This window comes from Celeribacter persicus, from assembly GCF_003050785.1.
GTDB classification, from domain to species: Bacteria; Pseudomonadota; Alphaproteobacteria; order Rhodobacterales; family Rhodobacteraceae; genus Celeribacter; species Celeribacter persicus.
The window spans coordinates 21,341-38,165 of sequence record NZ_QAOH01000020.1 but is presented as its reverse complement, the minus strand read 5'-3'; the positions used below and the strand labels follow the sequence as shown (position 1 = coordinate 38,165).

Genomic DNA, 16,825 nt, shown 5'->3' with positions numbered 1-16,825 from the left:
AGCGCCGCCGCCCGGGAAATCAACTGGATCATTCAGCGGGCTAGGCTGCGGTGCCCTGCGGCGTGCGGCCATGTTCGATGTCGTGGAGAAGGCCGCCGGGGCGCGTGTAGACCACCCAGGTGATGACGACGCAGATCACGTAGAAGATCAGGAAACCCCACAGCGCCCCAACGGCAGATCCGGTCATCGCGATTGACGTTCCGTAGGCCTTGGGGATGAAGAAGGCGCCGTAAGCCGCGATGGCCGAGGTGAAGGCCACGATCGCGCCGGACTCCATCGCGATCTGCCGCTTGCGCTCTTCAGCACCCAAGTGCGGCATCAGGCGCGGAATTTCGCGGCCCATGATGACCGGGATCATCTGGAAGGTGGAGGCATTGCCGACACCGGTCAGGAAAAACAGGGCCATGAAGCAGGCGAAGAAGCCGACGAAGGAGCCGAGCCCGAGGAAGGAGATCACGCCGAAGGTGGCTACGATCATCAGCGCGAAGGTCCAGAAGGTCACTCGCCCACCGCCAAACTTGTCCGAAATCCACCCGGTTCCGGCGCGGCTCAGCGCACCGACCAGCGGTCCAAGGAACACGTAGTTCAGAGCGTTCACATCCGGGAAGGCCAGCCGCGTCAGCAGCGGGAAACCGGCCGAATAACCGATGAAGCTGCCGAAGGTGCCGGTGTAGAGGATACACATCAACCAGTTCTGCTTGCGGCTGAAGATCACCGCCTGGTCGGCAAAGCTGGCGCGCGCATCGGCGATGTCGTTCATGCCCAGCCAGGCGGCGATGGTCGCTGCGAGGATGAAGGGCACCCAGACGAAGCCGGCGTTCTGCATCCAAAGCTGCCCACCGTCCGACAGGGTCACGGGCTCGCCGCCGATGGCCCCGAAGACACCCGCCGTGATGACGATGGGCACAAGGAACTGCATGACCGACACGCCGAGGTTCCCAAGGCCCGCGTTCAGCGCCAGTGCGTTGCCCTTTTCGGCCTTCGGGAAGAAGTAGCCGATATTGGCCATCGAAGAGGCGAAGTTGCCGCCGCCAAACCCGCACAGAAGGGCCAGGACGAGGAAGATCAGGTAAGGCGTCTCGGGGTTCTGCACTGCATATCCGATGCCCATGGCAGGCAGCAGCAGCGAGGCGGTCGACAGCGTCGTCCACAGCCTTCCGCCGAAGATCGGCACCATGAAGCTGTAGAAGATGCGCAGCGTCGCGCCCGACAGGCCCGGCAAGGCCGCCAGCCAGAAGAGCTGTCCCGGGGTGAAGTCGAACCCGATGGCGGGCAAACGTGCCACGACCACCGACCACACCATCCAGACCGAGAAGGCCAGCAGAAGCGCCGGGATCGAGATCCAGAGGTTGCGCCGTGCGACGGCGCGGCCCTTTTCGGCCCAGAATTGTTGGTCCTCCGGGCGCCAATCCTCCAGCACGCGCGGCATGGCGGTGCGTTCCGGGTGGTGGATGTCCTGCATCTCAGGCAATTGCGGCAGCTGGTCGAGCACTTCGCCATGCGCCGCACGCTCCATCGCCCGGATCGAAAGGTGCATCCAGCTCAGCGCGATGGCGACCAGTCCGAAGAGCAGCGCAAAGCACGACGTGTAGATGCCCGTCAGGTCCAGCAGCGCACCGAAGGCGATCGGCAGGATGAACCCGCCAAGGCCCCCGATCATGCCGACAAGCCCGCCGACAGCGCCCACATGTTTCGGGTAGTAGACAGGGATGTGCTTGAATACGGCCGCTTTGCCGAGGCTCATGAAAAAGCCCAGAGCGAAGAGCGTGACGATGAAGGGCCACAGACCCATCTGAGTTGAGAAGGCGATGGCGCCGTCCTTGCCCTGGATGACGTAGTCCGTGGGCGGATAGCTCAGCATGAACAGGAACAGCAGCGAAAAGCCGAAGGTCCAGTACATGACCCTGCGCGCGCCGAACTTGTCCGACAGCACGCCGCCATAGGCGCGGAACAGCGAAGCCGAGAGGCTGAAGGACGCAGCCGCCATGCCCGCGAAGCGCACGTCGATGCCGTAGACGTCGATCAGGTAGTGCGGCATCCAGAGCGCAAGTGCCACGAAGGCGCCGAAGACGAAGAAATAGTAGAGCGAGAAGCGCCAGACCTGGAGGTTCTTCAGCGGCGCGAACTGCTGCGCCAGCGAAGGTGCCTTGGTGCCGGTCTTGCGGCGTTCGACCAGTTCGGGGTCGTCCTTGGCCAGAAGGAAGAACAAAACGCCGATTATGGCGAGCCCCGCTGCCCAGACATAGGCCACACCATGCCAGCCATAGGCGACCATGACGAAGGGAGCGACGAATTTGGTAACCGCTGCGCCCACGTTACCCGCACCGAAGATACCGAGCGCGGTCCCTTGGTGGCCTGCGTCATACCAGCGGCTGACATAGGCCACGCCGATGATGAACGATCCGCCCGCGAGGCCGATGCCGAGGGCCGCGATCAGATACATGATGTAGCTGTCGGCCAGGGTCAGCGCCCATGTAGCCAGCGCCGTCAGGATCATCTGGCTCGAGAACACCAGTCGCCCGCCGTATTTCTCGGTCCAAACGCCGAGAAACAGGCGGGTGACCGATCCGGTCAGGATCGGGGTGGCGACCAGCAGGCCGAACTGGGTGTCATTCAGGCCAAGCTCGGCCTTGATGGCGACACCGATGATGGAAAAGATCGTCCAGACCGCGAAACAGGCGGTGAAGGCGATCGTGCTCAGGCTCAAGGCGCGCGTTTGATCGGCGCGTGAGGCTGTTGCAACGGTCTGCATGGCGGGTCTCCGGCAAATAAGTCTTTCACCCCTGCGTGGGGATCAGTGCCAGACCTGACGCCACAGCGACGCTCATGACTTGATCTAGATCACAAAATCGAGAAAATGCTAACAAAATAAATGGATTACAGAAATATGTCATCTGGTGCGCGGTCGCAGATCAAGGCTGCGGTCGCGAAGGTCAACTGACGGGTTGACATATATCAATTGATTTTGTGACATTTGTTAAGCGCGCAATGTAGAAGGAGGAACGACGTGCCCGATTCCGAATACCGGGATATTCGAAAACTCGATCTCTTTGCGCAGATGGCGGATGATAATTTTACATCCTTGATGCGCGGCGCTTATGTGCAGAATTTCCCTGCACAGATCGAATTGATCACTGAAGGAGAACCAAGCGATTTCCTTCACATCGTCATTTCGGGTTCGGTCGATCTGTTTTCGACCTGGAATGGCCGAGAGACCAGCATGGCGACGGTCCGCCCGATCTCGACCTTCATTCTTGCGGCGACCATCAAGGATGCGCCCTACCTGATGTCGGCCCGCACGTTGGAGAAAAGCCGGATCGCGCTCATCCCCAGTCAGGACGTTCGCGCGATCTTTGACGCCGACAACAACTTTGCCCGTGCGATCGTCACGGAACTGGCGCAATGTTATCGCTCCGTCATCAAGTCCCAGAAGGACCTCAAGCTAAGAACCTCGCTCGAGCGGCTCGCGAACTACTTGCTCAGGCAACAAAGGCACGCCGGCGGCGGGGCCGCGTTCGAGCTGGATTTCGAAAAGCGGCGGCTGGCCTCCGTGCTGGGGATGACCCCTGAAAATCTCAGCCGCGCCTTCAAGGGCCTGCAGCCCTATGGCGTTTCCGTGACCGGCACGCGCGTCTCCATCGACAATCAGGCGGACCTTGAGCGCTTTGCGAAACCAAATCCACTGATCGATGACTTTTCAACCTGAGGGACTGACAGATGACCAAATCCATGCCCGGCGCCGCCGGAGATCTCGCCGAGGAACACCCCGATGTCTGGAAGGCCTATGCTGCCTTGGGCAAAGCAACGGCCGATTGCGGCCCCCTGACAGACCGCGAAAAGCGCCTTGTCAAACTCGCGCTAGCCATTGGCGCGGGCTCGGAAGGCGCGGTCCATTCCCACACCCGGCGCGCCAGATCGGAGGGGATTGAGGCTCAGGCGATCATGCAGGTCGCGATGCTGGCCATCGGCCCGCTTGGCCTGCCTCGTGCCGTCGCTGCGAAGACCTGGATCGAAGACATCAAGGATTGACGTTCAGGGAAGCGGGCTGACCCCAAAAAGAAATGGATGCGCCCAGAGCAACGTCCCGTAAAGCGCAATGGCTGCCGCAACCCGCAGGAGAGTGCCCCCCGACGGTGCCGCCGAGAGGAGCGGCGCGTCCGCCACGCGATCACGCATCCGTTGCCACTCTGGCCCCATCTCGCGGCGCTTGCGCCGGTCGACCAGTCGGCTTCCCAGCAGCGCGAAGGCGGCGAAGGTGCCGAACAGGATCACATGGGCCAGATCTCCGTTGGGCACGACATGGGCCGCCGCCCAAAGCGCCAACGCCAGAAGCAGCGGATGACGTGACAAGCGAATGATGCCGGGCCGTGCCGGGTCGAACTGGTCGTTGTGTGCACCCCCGAACGAGAAAGGGTTGGGCCGGCCGATGGAGAGCGCAAGGATCAGGCAGACAGGCCCCATGACCGTTAGTGGGACATGGACCTGCCACGGCGCCCAGTCCCAAAGGGTCACATGCGGCGCGCGGCCTGCCGCCGCGATCAGCCATGCCAGCACTGCGAGCGACAGGGCGGAGTAGGCCAGCGTGAAGCCAGAAGCGCCAAGTCGCGCCTGCAGCCAGGGCCGCAGCGGCGGTCGCACGGGCAATGAATGCGACAGGAAGAACACGACATAGGCGAGGGCGAACTCGAACCATCCCATGGATGCGCCCCTCAGATCCGCTTGCCGGCGGGCAGGCGGAGCAAGAGCGCGCCATAGATGACCGCAAAGCCACCGAAGGCAAGGGTCCAGAATAGCCCTGCCACAGTGTTCAAGGGGCTGGAAAATTCGGGCCATACGCCCCCCGCGACCCGCGCGAATACTGACAGTATCAGGGCCAGATAGATCACGACGGTCCCTGCTCCCGCCCTCAGGTCCTGCCCGGTATGACCAAGCGTGGCGCGTGTCATCACGGCCAGTGTCATCAGGCCGATTGCCCCCGCCATCCAGAAATGCTGCGCGCCCGCCATTCCGAAGGACCCGGGAGCCAAGATTTCTGCGGCCAATGCGAGAGCCCCCAACGGCACGAAGGCATAGCCTGCGTGCAACACAGTCACCAGCGGCTCGGCAAAGGTACGGTGCCCGGCCCAACGGGCCAATCGCATAGCGTGCAACACGCCTGCCAGCGCAAGCGCGAACCCTGTCAGCGTCCCCAGAGGCAGCGCAACCCACAGCACAAGCGCCACCAGAAGAGCCGCGAGCGCCCCCTTGTCGAAGGACTGCATCGGCGCCACGGGGAGGACGGCGCTGCGCCGTTTCACCAGCCAGTTGCGGGTGAAGGACGGCACTATGCGGCCGCCAATGACCGCGATCATCAAGATGCCCGCGCCGAGGCCCAACCGCAGGCCATAGCCTTGTGCGGCGTACTCGCCTCGCGCAGCCTCCCAATGAAACTGCGCGTTGCCGAGGGCAAAGACGACCAGCATCCCCATCACGATCAGATTGCGCCAGTTCCGGCCCGCCACGATTTCGCGCCCGATCACCGTGGCCAGCACCACCGGGAAGGCAAGGTCGACCGCCGCCACCAGCAGCGCCGGCAACTCCGCCGAAAAGATCACCACCACGCGCCCCACGAACCACAGCGCCGCCAGTCCGCCCAACGGCCAGCCGACGATTGGCAGGCGCCCCGTCCAGTTTGGCACCGCAGTCAGGAGAAAGCCCGCGACGACGGCACCGAGATAACCGTAGAGGAACTCGTGCGCGTGCCATGACACGGGGTCGAAAGCTGTGGGCAACATCAGGTGCCCTGACAGCATCGGCACCCAAAGCACCATCGCCAGCGCAGCCCAGACCGCCGCGCCGAAGAAGAACGGGCGGAACCCGTAGGTCAGGATCGCGGGTCCGGTCCAGGCGCGCATCTGTTCGGCGGTCGAGGTCATTTGTGGCGTCCCTTGCGCGCTCAGGTCGGCGCGGCGGCGGCAATGCGGCGGTAGCCTGCCGTGCCATGATAGAAACCGTTGCTCAGGCCCGCATCCCCGCTCAGTGTCGCAAGGCGAGAATCGGCCTCGCCTGTCGCCACGCGCCCATCGAGCACATCACGAAACACCTGCGCCACCGCGACCATGTCCACCGCCTGTGGCATCAGCCGCAGGTGCGTGACGCCATCGGCCACCAGACGGTCCGCTTCGGGGAGCAGGTCGACATAGCTTTCCGACAGGGTCTGGATGCCGTTCACCCGTAGGATCGGCCGGTCGTCGCGGGTGCGGAGCGGCATGCCGTCGGGGTCATCTTCACAGATGAATTGGCAGTTGTCCTTGGTGCGGCCGTGCGCGCGGGCGTGATAGCACCGCGCCGACACCGCCAGAGAGGCGCGGCCGTAGACCTGCACCTCGACACCCAGGCCCAACGCACCCGCGGCCCGCGCTGCGGCGCCGATGGCCGGGGCCGGCATCTCGGTTGGCAGGCAGACATGGGTCGCGCCCTTTCCGGCCATCCAGGCGATGGTCGCCTCGTTATAGGCGTTCATGAAGGGGCCGATCCGGTGCGGGCGTTTACCGCGCGCAAAGAGGCCAGCGGCATTGTTGATCTCGATCTCGGGCGAGTCCATCTCGGCGATGTCCTCGGTTGCCTTGCGCTCGCGTTTCAACATCACCTCGGCCAGCGTCGACAGGATCACGGTCTTGCCTGCGCGTTCCAGCCGCTCGATCGTGGCGGGCAGGTCTGCCTCGTGGAAGGGCGCGCGCTTGGAGCAGATCACCTCGCCCAGATAAACCTCGTCCACGGGCGCCTCATCCGCGATGCGGGCATAGAAATCACGCCGCGCCTCGGCGGGCCAGTGGTAGGCGATGGGGCCGAGTGTCAGTTGGGTCATGGTCTTCACCGCCATTTCTTTGTCTCGAAGGCGCCCTGGGTCTGTTTCTGCCCCTCGGTCAGGGCGATCAGATCGGCGATGTTTGCCTCGCGGCCGGCCTTGATGTCGTCCACCGCTGCGCGAAAGGCCCGCACGACGCCGCGCACATAGGATTTAGACCGCTGCCGCCCTTCGATCTTGAAGGCATGCACGCCCGCCTCGATCAGGTCCGGCAGCAGCCGCGACAGATTCAGGCTGACGGGTTCCTCGAAGGCGTAGTAGCCCTCGGGGCGATGGGGCGCTGCGTAGCGGCCCTTGCAGATCGTGGGATAGCCGGCCTTCTCCTCGGGCCCGAAACGGTCGATGGTGAACCCCGCCAGCTGCGACGACATCGACCCGTCCGCATCGCGCACATACTCGACGTCCGAGGCGGGCGAGCACACCCCGTCCATGTTCGTGGATTGACCCGTCAGGTAGTTGGTCAGGCTGCACCGGCCTTCCACCATCAGCCCGTGGTTGCCGAAGATAAAGGTTTCTATCTCGCAGGGGATTTCGCGGCGGATCTGGCGGATCTCGGGGATCGTCAGGATGCGCGGCAGGACCACACGCTTTACACCGAAATTCTCGCAATAGTAGCGGATCGCCTCGGGCGATGAGGCCGCGGCCTGTACCGACAGGTGCAGCCGGATACCCGGATACGTCCGGGCGATGTAGTCGGCCACGCCCATGTCGGCCACTATGAAGGCATCCACGCCCAGCCGCGCGCCGGTGTCAGCCGCTTGCCGCCAGAGGTCCACTTTGCCCGCGGGCGGATAGGTGTTCAGCGCCAAGAGCACCTTGGTGCCGCGCGCATGGGCATAGGCTACCGCCTCGGCCAGTTCATCAGGGGTGAAGTTCAGCCCCGGGAAGTTCCGCGCATTGGTCGCATCCTGGAAGCCGCAGTAGACCGCATCGGCGCCTGCATCGACGGCGGTGCGCAGGGCGGCAGGGGTGCCCGCGGGGCAGATCAGTTCGGCAAGGCTCATGCGTATTCCCTCGGTTTGGTGGCATCCGTATAGGCCCGCCGCAACCGTGCGAGAACCGCCCGTCCGGGTGTCCCGAACATCGCCGACGTCTCCTCGGCCAGCGAGCCGTCCATGTCGTCGAGCGCATTCCGAAGACGCACGACGGCCTCGGTGTCCCCGCTGACTTCCAGATCGCGCGAGAAGAAGGCCGCGTCGCCGTCCTGCTCGGCGTCGATCAGTTCCAGAAGCAGCAGGAACCGCCCGCGGATCGTGGCCCCGGCCTGCGGCGCCGTATCGCGCGGCACGGCGCGGAAGACGAGCGCCTGCGGGTCGGGGCGCAGATGCAGCGCAAAGGGCAGCTCAACGGGATCGATCAGGAAGTCGGTCGTCTGGTGCGGCCCGAGCCGCGCGAAGAGAGACGGGTGCTGCGCCGCGACCCGACGGACAACGCGCGTCAGGAGCGGTTGCACCGCAAGGCAGGCAAGCCGCGCGATCGCGCGTTCGCCGGGCCGAACCCGGACCTTTGATTCGCTCGTAGGGGTCATGTTGGGTCCTTTCGCTCCCCCGATACGCCCGTCTCGGTCACGATCCTGTTGAGGGGAATGTCATGGGGCTGCGGGTAGATTGTGATCAGTCGGGCTGCCGCCAGCGCGATGCCGATGGTGACGGGCCGCGGCGAGAGCGCGGCCAGTGTCCGGTCGTAATAGCCGCCGCCCCAGCCGAGCCGATAACAGCCTGCATCCCAGCCGAGGCAGGGCGCAAGCGCGATATCGGGCACCAGGACCTCCGCCTCGGGCGGCGGAACGGGGATGCTCCAATGGCCGCGCAGCATGCGCATGCCCGGCATCCATCGTCGGAACACGAGCGGCGCGGCGGGGGTCTCCACCACCGGCAGCGCGATACAGACGCCCGCCGCGTGAAGGTCGGACAGGATCGGGCGCAGATCCGGTTCGCCCCGGATCGGCCAGTAGCCGGCGAGCACGGTCTCCCGGAGGGTCCCGCGCGCGGCGAGGACCGTTTCGAGATGACCGCAGATGGAATTGCTCACCTGCGCCCGTCCTGTCTGGCCCAGCCCCTCCCTCAGGCCAGCCAGCCTTGTACGTTCGGCCCGGCGCCAGCGCGCCACGTCGCGCGCCTGCTGCGCATCCGTGCCAAGCGGATCGAAATAGGTCGGGTCCACCTCCGCCGCCATGCAGGGGGGCGAGGCATAGGCTCCCTGTCCGCTCATGGAGACGCGCCCTCCTCGGCCACGGTTCCGACGGCGGCGTTGCACCAGTCCATGACGGCAGCCTCGGTCGGTGCGAGAATCGTCGCCATCCCATCGGCATAGCGGTCGAACGCGGCCCTGTGGGTTTCGGAGAGGCCAGTCAGGACGGGAACGCCGCGGGCCAGCGCCTCGGAGATCAGCGCGCGGAAGCCGCGCCCCTCCGCCTCGCTCAGGCCGAACTTGTTGAGGATCACAAGGTCCGTCCGGCCAGCCTGCAGCCGCGACATCGCCAGCCCGACGGCCTCCTCGAAGGCGCCCGCATCCATCCGGCAGGCGGTGGCGCCGGGTCCGAGATCCTGCGTGATGCGCCAGCGCGGCCCGTTGGGCAGAAGCCAGAGATCGCAGTCGCACGACCCCGATCCGGCATCGGACGAGGCCGTGCGCAACGTGCCCACCAGCCGGACGCCGTCCCGCGTTAGCCGGTCAGCCACCGCGTCCAGAAGACGATCCGTCCCGCCGCGTCCCTCGACTGTCACTCCCGCAAGCCGCATCTTCGCCTCAAGCCAACTCGAAGCGCGGGAACAGCACATCGTTCTCCAGCGCGATATGGGCGGCAAGGTCGTCGAACAGCGCCGCCAGGCCGCCATAGAGCGAGCGCCAGGAGCCGCAGGCGTGCTCAGGCGGCGTCAGATCGCAGGTGAGCCGACGGATCAGCGCGATGTTTTCGGCGTGATCTTCGTGGTCGGCGCGCATCACCGCGATGGGGTGCTCGATGCCCGGACCGCCGCTCGCGCGCATGGCCGAAAACAAAATCATCTCCTCCTTCATCATGTGATTCTCCATCTCGCCGGCGAGCGTCCGGATGGCGGCGGCGAGCCCCGTGGGCGCGGCGGGATCGTCCGCGTGCACCCGCTCGACTCGGTCGGCCAGCGGCATGAGCGAGGCGAGATCCTCTCGGTGCATCTCATGATAGCGTGTCAGGATATGGTCGATCAGCGCGTCGGTGTCCTGCGGCACGTCCGTTTCGGGGAGGTCTTTCATCGCGAGCCCTTTCACTGGCGCATCACCGGGTCCTTGCGTGGGCCGTAGCGAATTGGTATTTGAGATACGCATACCATCTTGCGAATACGCACTTCAACTACCAAATCAGGAGCGCGACCTTGCGCCTCACCTCCTTCACCGATTACGGCCTGCGCGTCCTGATGCGGATGACGGGTGCACCCGACCGGGCCTTCACCACCGCGGAACTCGCCGTGGAATTCCGCGTGTCGCGCAACCATCTAGCCAAGGTGATCTCGGCGCTTGCCGCCGCAGGTCTTCTGGAAACCCGGCGCGGCGGTGGGGGAGGCGCCATGCTGGCCCGTGCGCCCGAGGACATCCGCTTGGGCGATGTGGTGGCGACCCTCGAAGCTGATCAGGCTCTGGTGGAATGCTTCGCCGCCGGCACCAACAGCTGCACCCTGACTCCGCAATGTCGGTTGAAAGCGCGGCTAGCCCATGCCGAGGCGGCGTTTGTCGCCGACCTCAACCGCAGCACCTTGGCCGATTGCGTTTACCGATCGGAAAACGCCTGACGCGCCACCAACGCGATCCAGCCCCAGACCGTGCTGCGCAGCGTCATGGCGAAAACGGTGCGCATCTCGAAAGCTCCACCCTGCGCCACATGCAAACCGAACGCCGCGAAGACCAACAGCGTTGCCGCGAAAATCGCCAGCGACAGGGGCCAGGCCCATCGCCGGCCCAGCCACAGGCTAAAGCCCGCGACGACATAGGCGAGCCCGGCCAGCGTGTTGAACCACAGCACGAAGGGTACGACTGCCCCCATGTCGGCTGATCCGAGCAATGTTCGGCCACCAGAGAAAACGGTCAGCACGCCAAAGGCAATCGCAACACCGCCCGCTATGCGGAGCGTCAGACTGGTTCTAGGCATTGCAAGCGCCCTCCTTCGCGCATAGAAGTTCCATCTGCACGTCAAACAACCGCAACCCCTCAGGCACGAGCGCAAAGCCCCGGGCGCCGAGCGTCCAGCGGATGGCGACACCCTGCACCAGCGACGTCAGCAGGATGGCGACATCCTCCGGGCTGACGTCGCGCTTCAGATCGTCCGCAGCCTGAAGATCACGGATCACGGCAACAAGGCGGCCCTGAAAAGCGCCCAGAAGCCCCCGGAACACGTCGCGCAGGGCTTGATTGTCCACCTGCAACTCGCGCGAGAACAGGATAGACGGCAGGGCAGGCGTTTCAGCAATGGCTGTCAGTTGCGCACCGATCAGCGCTTTCAGGCGCGCGTGCGGCCCGGTGGCCCCCGCCTCGGCCACAGCCCAGCAACTCTGCAACCGGTCAGCGATATCGTCGGCTACCGCCAGCCAGAGCGCGCCCTTGGTGGGGAAATGCCGGAAGATCGCAGGCTGACTGAGGCCGATGGCACGCGCGACATCTGTGGTGCTCAGCCGGTCGGGTCCGATCTCATCGGCCAGTCGCAGAACCTCGGCCACGATTTGCGCCTTTCTCTCTTCAGCACTTTGACGACCCGACATGCGTCACCTCTTGTTAGTTATAACTCACTAACATATACTGTTGACAACCGCAACCTCTATCCCGAGTCGCGCACCCTGACCGAAAGGATCCTCGCCATGCCCGCCAAAACCGCCCCCACCGGCTATTCCCGCCTTCAGATCACGCTGCATTGGCTCGTCTTCGCACTGATCGCGCAGCAATACCTTTTCAAGGACGCGATGTCGGCCGCATGGGACCGCATCACCGATGGGCTGGAGGCTGGGTTCGACCCGCTCGTGCTGGCCCATGTGACGGGCGGCGCGCTGGTGATGATCTTCGCGCTGTGGCGGTTGACCCTGCGCGCGCGGTGCGGGGTGCCCCCAGCGATCGAGGCCAGCAAGGTTCAGGGCATTCTCGCCAAGCTTACCCATGCGGGCCTTTACGCGCTGATGATCCTGATGCCGCTCAGCGGGTCCGTCGCGTGGTTCGGCGGGGTCGAAGCCGCTGCGCAGGGGCACAATGTGTTGAAGATTGCCCTGCTGGCTTTGGTCGCCCTGCATGTGGTCGGCGCGCTCTACCATCAGTTCGTGTTGCGCGACGGCACTGTGGCGCGGATGCGCCGCGCGCAGGGCTGAACCCCATGCGCCTCGCCCCCCTCCTCGCCCTGCCACCCATTGCGCTCGGGATTGCCGCCGCTGTCTGGATGATCGCCTCGGCCCCCGGGCCAGCCCAGATCGACGAGGGGGCGCCCGCCCTACCCGTCCGGGTCATGACCATCATGGCGGAGGATATCCGCCCGATGGCCACTGTCTGGGGCAACATGCGCGCCGCCGACACCTGGGTCGCCGTGGCCGAGGTGCAGGGCGAGGTGATCTGGCGCCATCCGGACCTTGAGCCCGGTCGCCTGATCCCGGCGGGGACGGAAGTGCTGAGGATCGACCCCGCCGACTACGAGTTGGCGCTGGCGCAATCGCAGGCCGACCTCGCGGCGCTGGAGGCCGAGCGCGTGCAGCTTGCGGCAGAGGCGGACAACACGAGGCGAATCCTTTCGCTGGAACAGAACCGGCTGGCCCTGGCCGAGACCGATCTGGAACGCACGCGCGCACTCGTCGCGCAAGGTGCCGTTCCGCAATCGCGCGCCGACGAGGCTGAGCGCGCGACCCTTCTGGCCCGCCGCACGGTGGCGGAGCTGGAGAACACGCTCGCCCTGCTCCCGTCCCGCGAGGCGCGGATCGCGGCACAGGTCGCGCGCAGCGAGGCCGCCATCGACCGGGCGCGCCGCTCGCTCGACCGCACGACCCTGACGACGCCGTTCGACCTGCGCGTAACCGAGGTGAATGCTGAGCTCTTTCAGACCGTCGCCCCCGGTCAGGTGGTGATCCGTGCCGACGGGATCGCGGCGGCCGAGGTCGTGGCGCATCTGCCCATCGACAGCTTTCGACAGCTGCTGGGAGATGCACCGGAGGGCATCACCCTTGCCGACATGATGCGCGACATGCCCGCCACGCGGATTGCAGTGACGCTTAGCCCTCTGTCGGACCCGAGGCAGATCTGGAGCGCCCGTGTTGTCGGGATCGAGGGCGCGCTGGATGCCCGTGCGCGCACCGTGCCGGTGGTGGTCAGGGTTGACGACCCCTATGAGGGCGCGGACCCGCCCCGCCGCCTGCCGCTGGTGCCCAACATGCAGGTGCAGCTTTCCTTTTCGGGCGCTTCCATGACAGGCCTCATCGCGATCCCCGAGGCGGCGTTGCATGGCGACATGGTGCGTATCCTTGGCCCCGAAGACTTGCTGGAATTGCGCCCCGTCACCGCCGCCTTCGCGCAGGATGGCCGCGTCGTTATCGCCGCTGGCCTGTCGCCGGGCGAACGCGTGGTGATCGACGACATCGCGCCGGCCATTGCCGGCATGGCCCTGACCCCGGTCGAGGTCCAGCCATGATACGCTGGTTCACCGGCCACCCGACGGCGGGCAACCTGCTGCTTCTGTTGTTCCTTGCAGCGGGCATCTTTGCCGCGCCGGGCCTGTTGCGCGAAACCTTCCCCGATTTCCGCGCCGTCGAGGCCGAGGTCACCGTGCCCTACCGGGGCGCTGCAGCCGAGGATGTGGAAGCCGCGATCTGCGCGCCGCTCTGGGACGGAGTGCAGGGTGTCGAGGGGCTGGAAACCTTCACGTGCACGGCCCAGACTGGCCGCGCGCGGGCCGTGGCAACCATGGCGCCCGGTAACGATGCGCTGCGCTTCGTCAATTCGCTGCGCACCGAGGTGTCGGCCATCGACACCTTCCCCGACCGCGCCGATCCTGCCGTGGTGCGCGAATTGCACCGCTCGGATCCTGTCACATCGGTCGCCATCTCGGGCGATCTGCCTCTGGGCGAGCTGGACCGCTACGCTGACGCGCTGTTGGACCGGCTGACCGCCCTACCAGGTGTCGCGGGCGTCACGCGCGGCGGCCTCGGCACCCGGACACTGACCATCACCGCGGAGCGCGCCGTGCTCGACAGCCACGGGCTGACACCCACGACGCTCGCCACCGCCATCGCCGCGCAGAACATCGACCTGCCCGCAGGCACACTGGAGGGGCCGGGCGCGGAGCTGACCCTGCGCTTCACCGCCGAGCGCGATACAGCCAGGACGCTTGCCACGATCCCGGTTCTGGTGTTGCCCAATGGCGCGACCCTGACGCTGGGCGACGTGGCGGCGATCGAGGAACGCTTCGACCCGCCGCAAGACCGCGCCTTTGTCGATGGCATCCCCGCCATCGTGCTCGATGTCGCCAAGGCGCTCGATGCCGACGCGCTGCGGGTGCTCGACGGCGTCGCGGCGCTGGTGGCCGAGGAAACCGCCCGCCTGCCCGACACGATCACGGTGGAGGTGGTGCAGGACGTGACCTCCATCATCCGCGACCGGCTGGTGATGCTGGTTCAGAACGGGGTGATAGGCCTTGTGCTGGTGGTCGTCGTCATGAGTCTGTTTTTCCGACCTGGCTTCGCGATATGGGCAGCGATGGGCCTGCCCATGGCCTTTGCGGGCGCCTTCGTCTGGATGGCGCTGACAGGGCTCAGCCTCAACATGATGACGCTGGTGGCGCTTCTGATGGCGATCGGGATCGTGATGGACGATTCCATCGTGATCGCGGATTCCATCGCGGTGCATGCCGCCAAGGGCGCGACGGTCGAAACCGTCGCGGCGGGCGTCGCCGCCGTGGCGCCCGGCGTGATCTCATCCTTTCTGACAACGCTGGCGGTATTCCTGCCTTTAGCCTTCCTTGCGGGTGAACTGGGCGCGGTGCTCGAGGTGCTGCCAGTCGTCTTACTGGCGGCGCTGGCCGCCTCGCTGATCGAAGCCTTCCTGATCCTGCCCCATCACCTGAAGGTCGGGATGAAGAAAGCCACCCCGTCGCGGTTTCGCATCCGGTTCAATGCAGGCTTCGACGCGCTGCGCGAGAGGGGTGTGGGCCGTCTGGCGGATGCCGCGATCCGCTGGCGTTGGCTGGTCGCAGGGCTTGCCATCGGAGCCTTGATCCTGACGATCGGCGCCTTGGGCGGCGGCGTGGTCAAGCGCGAGGCCATGCCCGAGATCGACGGCGATGTGCTGGAGGCTCGGCTGATGCTGCCTGCGGGCACACCGCTAGTCCGCACCACCGAGGCGGTCGCGCAGGTCGAGGCAGCGCTGGACCGTGTGAACGCGCGCCTGTCCCCGGAACAGCCCGAGGCGCAACCGCTTGTGATCCGCCGCATCACCCGTCTGGGCCGTAACCTGTCGGCGGGCGAGACCGGCGCCCATGTCGCCACCGTCGCGGTGGACCTTCTGGGTGCGGAAACCCGTGCCAGCACGCTGGACGACATCATCACGCTCTGGCGCGCGGAGATCGGGCCGTTGCCCGGCGTCACCTCGCTGATCCTGACCGAGCCGGGGATCGGCCCGCAGGGCATCGCGGTCGAGCTGCGCCTGAGCCACCCAGACCTCGCCACGCTGGAGGCCGCGGGCCGCGCCACGCTGGCGGAACTCGAAACCTTTGCCGGTGTGCGCAACGCGATCCTCGACCTACGCCCAGGCGCGCCCGAACTGCGGCTGAACCTGTCGCCGGGGGCCGAGGCGCTGGGGCTGACCGCCACGGATGTGGCAGGCCAGCTCCGTACTGCCTTCCTTGGAACGCAACTTTCCGAAATCCGGCGTGGAGATCTGGCCTGGGATCTTGAGGTGCGGCTGGCCGATGCAGACCGCGCCACCCGCGCCGACCTGAGCCTTTTCGAAGTCGCCCTGCCCGGTGGCGGCACCGTACCGCTCTCCAGCGTCGCCACCATTGACGAGGCGCGCGGCTGGGGCACGATCACACGCCGCAATGGTCTGCGCACCCTGACCGTTTCGGCCGATGTGGACGGCCGCATCGGCAATGCCGACGCGATTACCGCACGGCTGGCCGAGGGCTTCCTGCCCGATCTGGTAGCCTCCACCCCCGGCCTTGGCTTCGAGATCGGCGGACAGGCCGCGAATTCCGCGGAAACCGTCGCTTCGATCCTGCGCGGGTTCCTCATCGGGCTGGTGGGCATCTACCTCGTGCTCAGCTTCCAGTTCCGCAGCTATGTCGAGCCGTTGATTGTGATGATCACCATCCCGCTGGCATTTCTGGGTGTAATCTGGGGCCATGTCCTGATGGGCTACAACATATCGATGCCGTCGCTGGTCGGCGCGGCGTCGCTTGCGGGAATCGTGGTCAACAACGCGATCCTGCTGGTCGGCGTTATCAACGCCCGCCGTGCCGACGGACGGTCAGCTGCGCTGGCCGCAGGCGAAGCTGTGCGGTCGCGGTTCCGTCCCATCTTCGTCTCGGTCTCGACGACGATCATGGGCATGGCACCCTTGCTGCTGGAATCCTCGACGCAGGCCCAGACGCTCAAGCCACTGGTGATCTCGGTCGTCTTTGGGCTGTTGGCAGCGACGGTTCTTATCCTGTTGGTGTTGCCCGCATTTTATGCAGCGCTCGAGGACATTCGACCAAGGAAACAGGACCATTCTGTTGTTCCAGAAGGTTGCTGACCCCACCCCGCCTCTCCAAAAAGAGAAACAGTTGGAACCGGTAGAGACCCAAGCAAGTCATCTTGCGCACGTTCGTTCCTCTTCAGAGGTCGGGCGAGTCTTGACCGGTCGCAAGGCAGAAAAACAGCGGCAATCGCAACCCCGAATGACCTGCGACTGAACGCATCTGGTGGAAAATCGCGTGACAAACCTCGAGAGAATGCGATTGAAAAATGAACACAACATGCACACGGAATATCACAAGTATCGGAAATT

The 16,825-nt window shown here is 65.5% G+C and carries 17 protein-coding genes; 6 read left to right on the top strand and 11 right to left on the bottom strand.

Features of this window, described 5'->3' with window-relative positions; genetic code table 11:
• Positions 1-40: 40 nt before the first annotated feature.
• Entirely contained in the window at positions 41-2,752 is a 2,712-nt protein-coding gene (locus C8N42_RS17830) for a nitrate/nitrite transporter (protein ID WP_107817848.1), read from the bottom strand.
• A 255-nt stretch (positions 2,753-3,007) separates the two neighbouring features.
• On the opposite strand from C8N42_RS17830, the gene C8N42_RS17825 reads away from it, so the two are divergent.
• Together C8N42_RS17825 and C8N42_RS17820 are read left to right on the top strand one after the other, a co-directional pair.
• Complete coding sequence (locus C8N42_RS17825; RefSeq protein WP_107817847.1) at positions 3,008-3,706, top strand: cyclic nucleotide-binding domain-containing protein; 699 nt, start codon at positions 3,008-3,010, stop codon at positions 3,704-3,706.
• An 11-nt stretch (positions 3,707-3,717) separates the two neighbouring features.
• Entirely contained in the window at positions 3,718-4,029 is a 312-nt protein-coding gene (locus C8N42_RS17820; RefSeq protein WP_107817846.1) for a carboxymuconolactone decarboxylase family protein, read from the top strand.
• A gap of 3 nt (positions 4,030-4,032) precedes the next feature.
• On the opposite strand, the gene C8N42_RS17815 is transcribed toward C8N42_RS17820, so the two are convergent.
• The 8 genes from C8N42_RS17815 to C8N42_RS17780 are packed head-to-tail and all read right to left on the bottom strand — an operon-like array spanning position 4,033 to position 10,078.
• Entirely contained in the window at positions 4,033-4,698 is a 666-nt protein-coding gene (locus tag C8N42_RS17815) for an NnrU family protein (RefSeq protein WP_107817845.1), read from the bottom strand.
• Between the two features lie 11 nt (positions 4,699-4,709).
• The gene (locus C8N42_RS17810) at positions 4,710-5,915 is read right to left on the bottom strand and encodes an NnrS family protein (RefSeq protein ID WP_107817844.1); all 1,206 of its coding nucleotides are present in this window, start codon (positions 5,913-5,915) and stop codon (positions 4,710-4,712) included.
• A 20-nt stretch (positions 5,916-5,935) separates the two neighbouring features.
• Complete coding sequence (gene ubiV / locus C8N42_RS17805) at positions 5,936-6,847, bottom strand: ubiquinone anaerobic biosynthesis protein UbiV (RefSeq protein ID WP_245890269.1); 912 nt, start codon at positions 6,845-6,847, stop codon at positions 5,936-5,938.
• A 5-nt stretch (positions 6,848-6,852) separates the two neighbouring features.
• Positions 6,853-7,851: a ubiquinone anaerobic biosynthesis protein UbiU gene (gene ubiU, locus C8N42_RS17800; RefSeq protein WP_107817842.1), complete on the bottom strand. Its 999-nt coding sequence runs from the start codon at positions 7,849-7,851 to the stop codon at positions 6,853-6,855.
• Positions 7,848-8,375 carry a ubiquinone anaerobic biosynthesis accessory factor UbiT gene (gene ubiT / locus C8N42_RS17795; RefSeq protein WP_107817841.1) on the bottom strand — a complete coding sequence of 176 codons (528 nt, stop codon included), beginning with the start codon at positions 8,373-8,375 and terminating at the stop codon, positions 7,848-7,850. The genes ubiU and ubiT overlap by 4 nt, the downstream gene beginning before the upstream one ends.
• Positions 8,372-9,058, bottom strand: coding sequence for a 5-formyltetrahydrofolate cyclo-ligase (locus C8N42_RS17790; protein ID WP_245890267.1), 687 nt, complete (start codon positions 9,056-9,058; stop codon positions 8,372-8,374). Before C8N42_RS17790 ends, ubiT begins: the two co-directional genes overlap by 4 nt.
• A complete protein-coding gene (locus C8N42_RS17785; RefSeq protein ID WP_245890258.1) occupies positions 9,055-9,627 on the bottom strand; it encodes a DUF2478 domain-containing protein in 573 nt (190 codons plus the stop codon). The genes C8N42_RS17790 and C8N42_RS17785 overlap by 4 nt, the downstream gene beginning before the upstream one ends.
• Positions 9,596-10,078: a hemerythrin domain-containing protein gene (locus C8N42_RS17780; protein WP_245890255.1), complete on the bottom strand. Its 483-nt coding sequence runs from the start codon at positions 10,076-10,078 to the stop codon at positions 9,596-9,598. The genes C8N42_RS17785 and C8N42_RS17780 overlap by 32 nt, the downstream gene beginning before the upstream one ends.
• A 119-nt stretch (positions 10,079-10,197) precedes the next feature.
• Between C8N42_RS17780 and C8N42_RS17775 the strand changes: the two genes are divergently transcribed.
• Positions 10,198-10,611, top strand: coding sequence for an RrF2 family transcriptional regulator (locus C8N42_RS17775; RefSeq protein ID WP_107817838.1), 414 nt, complete (start codon positions 10,198-10,200; stop codon positions 10,609-10,611).
• On the opposite strand, the gene C8N42_RS17770 is transcribed toward C8N42_RS17775, so the two are convergent.
• The gene (locus C8N42_RS17770) at positions 10,590-10,967 is read right to left on the bottom strand and encodes a hypothetical protein (protein WP_107817837.1); all 378 of its coding nucleotides are present in this window, start codon (positions 10,965-10,967) and stop codon (positions 10,590-10,592) included. The two genes, C8N42_RS17775 and C8N42_RS17770, sit on opposite strands and share 22 nt — an antisense overlap.
• Entirely contained in the window at positions 10,960-11,574 is a 615-nt protein-coding gene (locus C8N42_RS17765; RefSeq protein ID WP_107817836.1) for a TetR/AcrR family transcriptional regulator, read from the bottom strand. Before C8N42_RS17765 ends, C8N42_RS17770 begins: the two co-directional genes overlap by 8 nt.
• A gap of 96 nt (positions 11,575-11,670) precedes the next feature.
• On the opposite strand from C8N42_RS17765, the gene C8N42_RS17760 reads away from it, so the two are divergent.
• From C8N42_RS17760 to C8N42_RS17750, 3 genes are read left to right on the top strand one after another with little or no spacing between them, the layout of a single operon-like run.
• The gene (locus C8N42_RS17760; protein ID WP_107817835.1) at positions 11,671-12,168 is read left to right on the top strand and encodes a cytochrome b; all 498 of its coding nucleotides are present in this window, start codon (positions 11,671-11,673) and stop codon (positions 12,166-12,168) included.
• 5 nt (positions 12,169-12,173) lie between these two features.
• On the top strand, positions 12,174-13,472 hold the full coding sequence (locus C8N42_RS17755) for an efflux RND transporter periplasmic adaptor subunit (RefSeq protein WP_107817834.1): 1,299 nt from the start codon (positions 12,174-12,176) through the stop codon (positions 13,470-13,472).
• Positions 13,469-16,570 carry an efflux RND transporter permease subunit gene (locus tag C8N42_RS17750; protein ID WP_107817833.1) on the top strand — a complete coding sequence of 1,034 codons (3,102 nt, stop codon included), beginning with the start codon at positions 13,469-13,471 and terminating at the stop codon, positions 16,568-16,570. The genes C8N42_RS17755 and C8N42_RS17750 overlap by 4 nt, the downstream gene beginning before the upstream one ends.
• Positions 16,571-16,825 lie beyond the last annotated feature (255 nt).

Excerpts from the sequence above, each read along its gene's own strand:
- C8N42_RS17830 (WP_107817848.1), bottom strand. The coding sequence starts at position 2,752 with ATGCAGACCGTTGCAACAGCCTCACGCGCCGATCAAACGCGCGCCTTG.
- C8N42_RS17820 (WP_107817846.1), top strand. The coding sequence starts at position 3,718 with ATGACCAAATCCATGCCCGGCGCCGCCGGAGATCTCGCCGAGGAACAC.
- C8N42_RS17815 (WP_107817845.1), bottom strand. The coding sequence starts at position 4,698 with ATGGGATGGTTCGAGTTCGCCCTCGCCTATGTCGTGTTCTTCCTGTCG.
- C8N42_RS17810 (WP_107817844.1), bottom strand. The coding sequence starts at position 5,915 with ATGACCTCGACCGCCGAACAGATGCGCGCCTGGACCGGACCCGCGATC.
- ubiV (WP_245890269.1), bottom strand. The coding sequence starts at position 6,847 with ATGACCCAACTGACACTCGGCCCCATCGCCTACCACTGGCCCGCCGAG.
- ubiU (WP_107817842.1), bottom strand. The coding sequence starts at position 7,851 with ATGAGCCTTGCCGAACTGATCTGCCCCGCGGGCACCCCTGCCGCCCTG.
- ubiT (WP_107817841.1), bottom strand. The coding sequence starts at position 8,375 with ATGACCCCTACGAGCGAATCAAAGGTCCGGGTTCGGCCCGGCGAACGC.
- C8N42_RS17790 (WP_245890267.1), bottom strand. The coding sequence starts at position 9,058 with ATGAGCGGACAGGGAGCCTATGCCTCGCCCCCCTGCATGGCGGCGGAG.
- C8N42_RS17785 (WP_245890258.1), bottom strand. The coding sequence starts at position 9,627 with ATGTGCTGTTCCCGCGCTTCGAGTTGGCTTGAGGCGAAGATGCGGCTT.
- C8N42_RS17780 (WP_245890255.1), bottom strand. The coding sequence starts at position 10,078 with ATGAAAGACCTCCCCGAAACGGACGTGCCGCAGGACACCGACGCGCTG.
- C8N42_RS17770 (WP_107817837.1), bottom strand. The coding sequence starts at position 10,967 with ATGCCTAGAACCAGTCTGACGCTCCGCATAGCGGGCGGTGTTGCGATT.
- C8N42_RS17765 (WP_107817836.1), bottom strand. The coding sequence starts at position 11,574 with ATGTCGGGTCGTCAAAGTGCTGAAGAGAGAAAGGCGCAAATCGTGGCC.
- C8N42_RS17760 (WP_107817835.1), top strand. The coding sequence starts at position 11,671 with ATGCCCGCCAAAACCGCCCCCACCGGCTATTCCCGCCTTCAGATCACG.
- C8N42_RS17755 (WP_107817834.1), top strand. The coding sequence starts at position 12,174 with ATGCGCCTCGCCCCCCTCCTCGCCCTGCCACCCATTGCGCTCGGGATT.
- C8N42_RS17750 (WP_107817833.1), top strand. The coding sequence starts at position 13,469 with ATGATACGCTGGTTCACCGGCCACCCGACGGCGGGCAACCTGCTGCTT.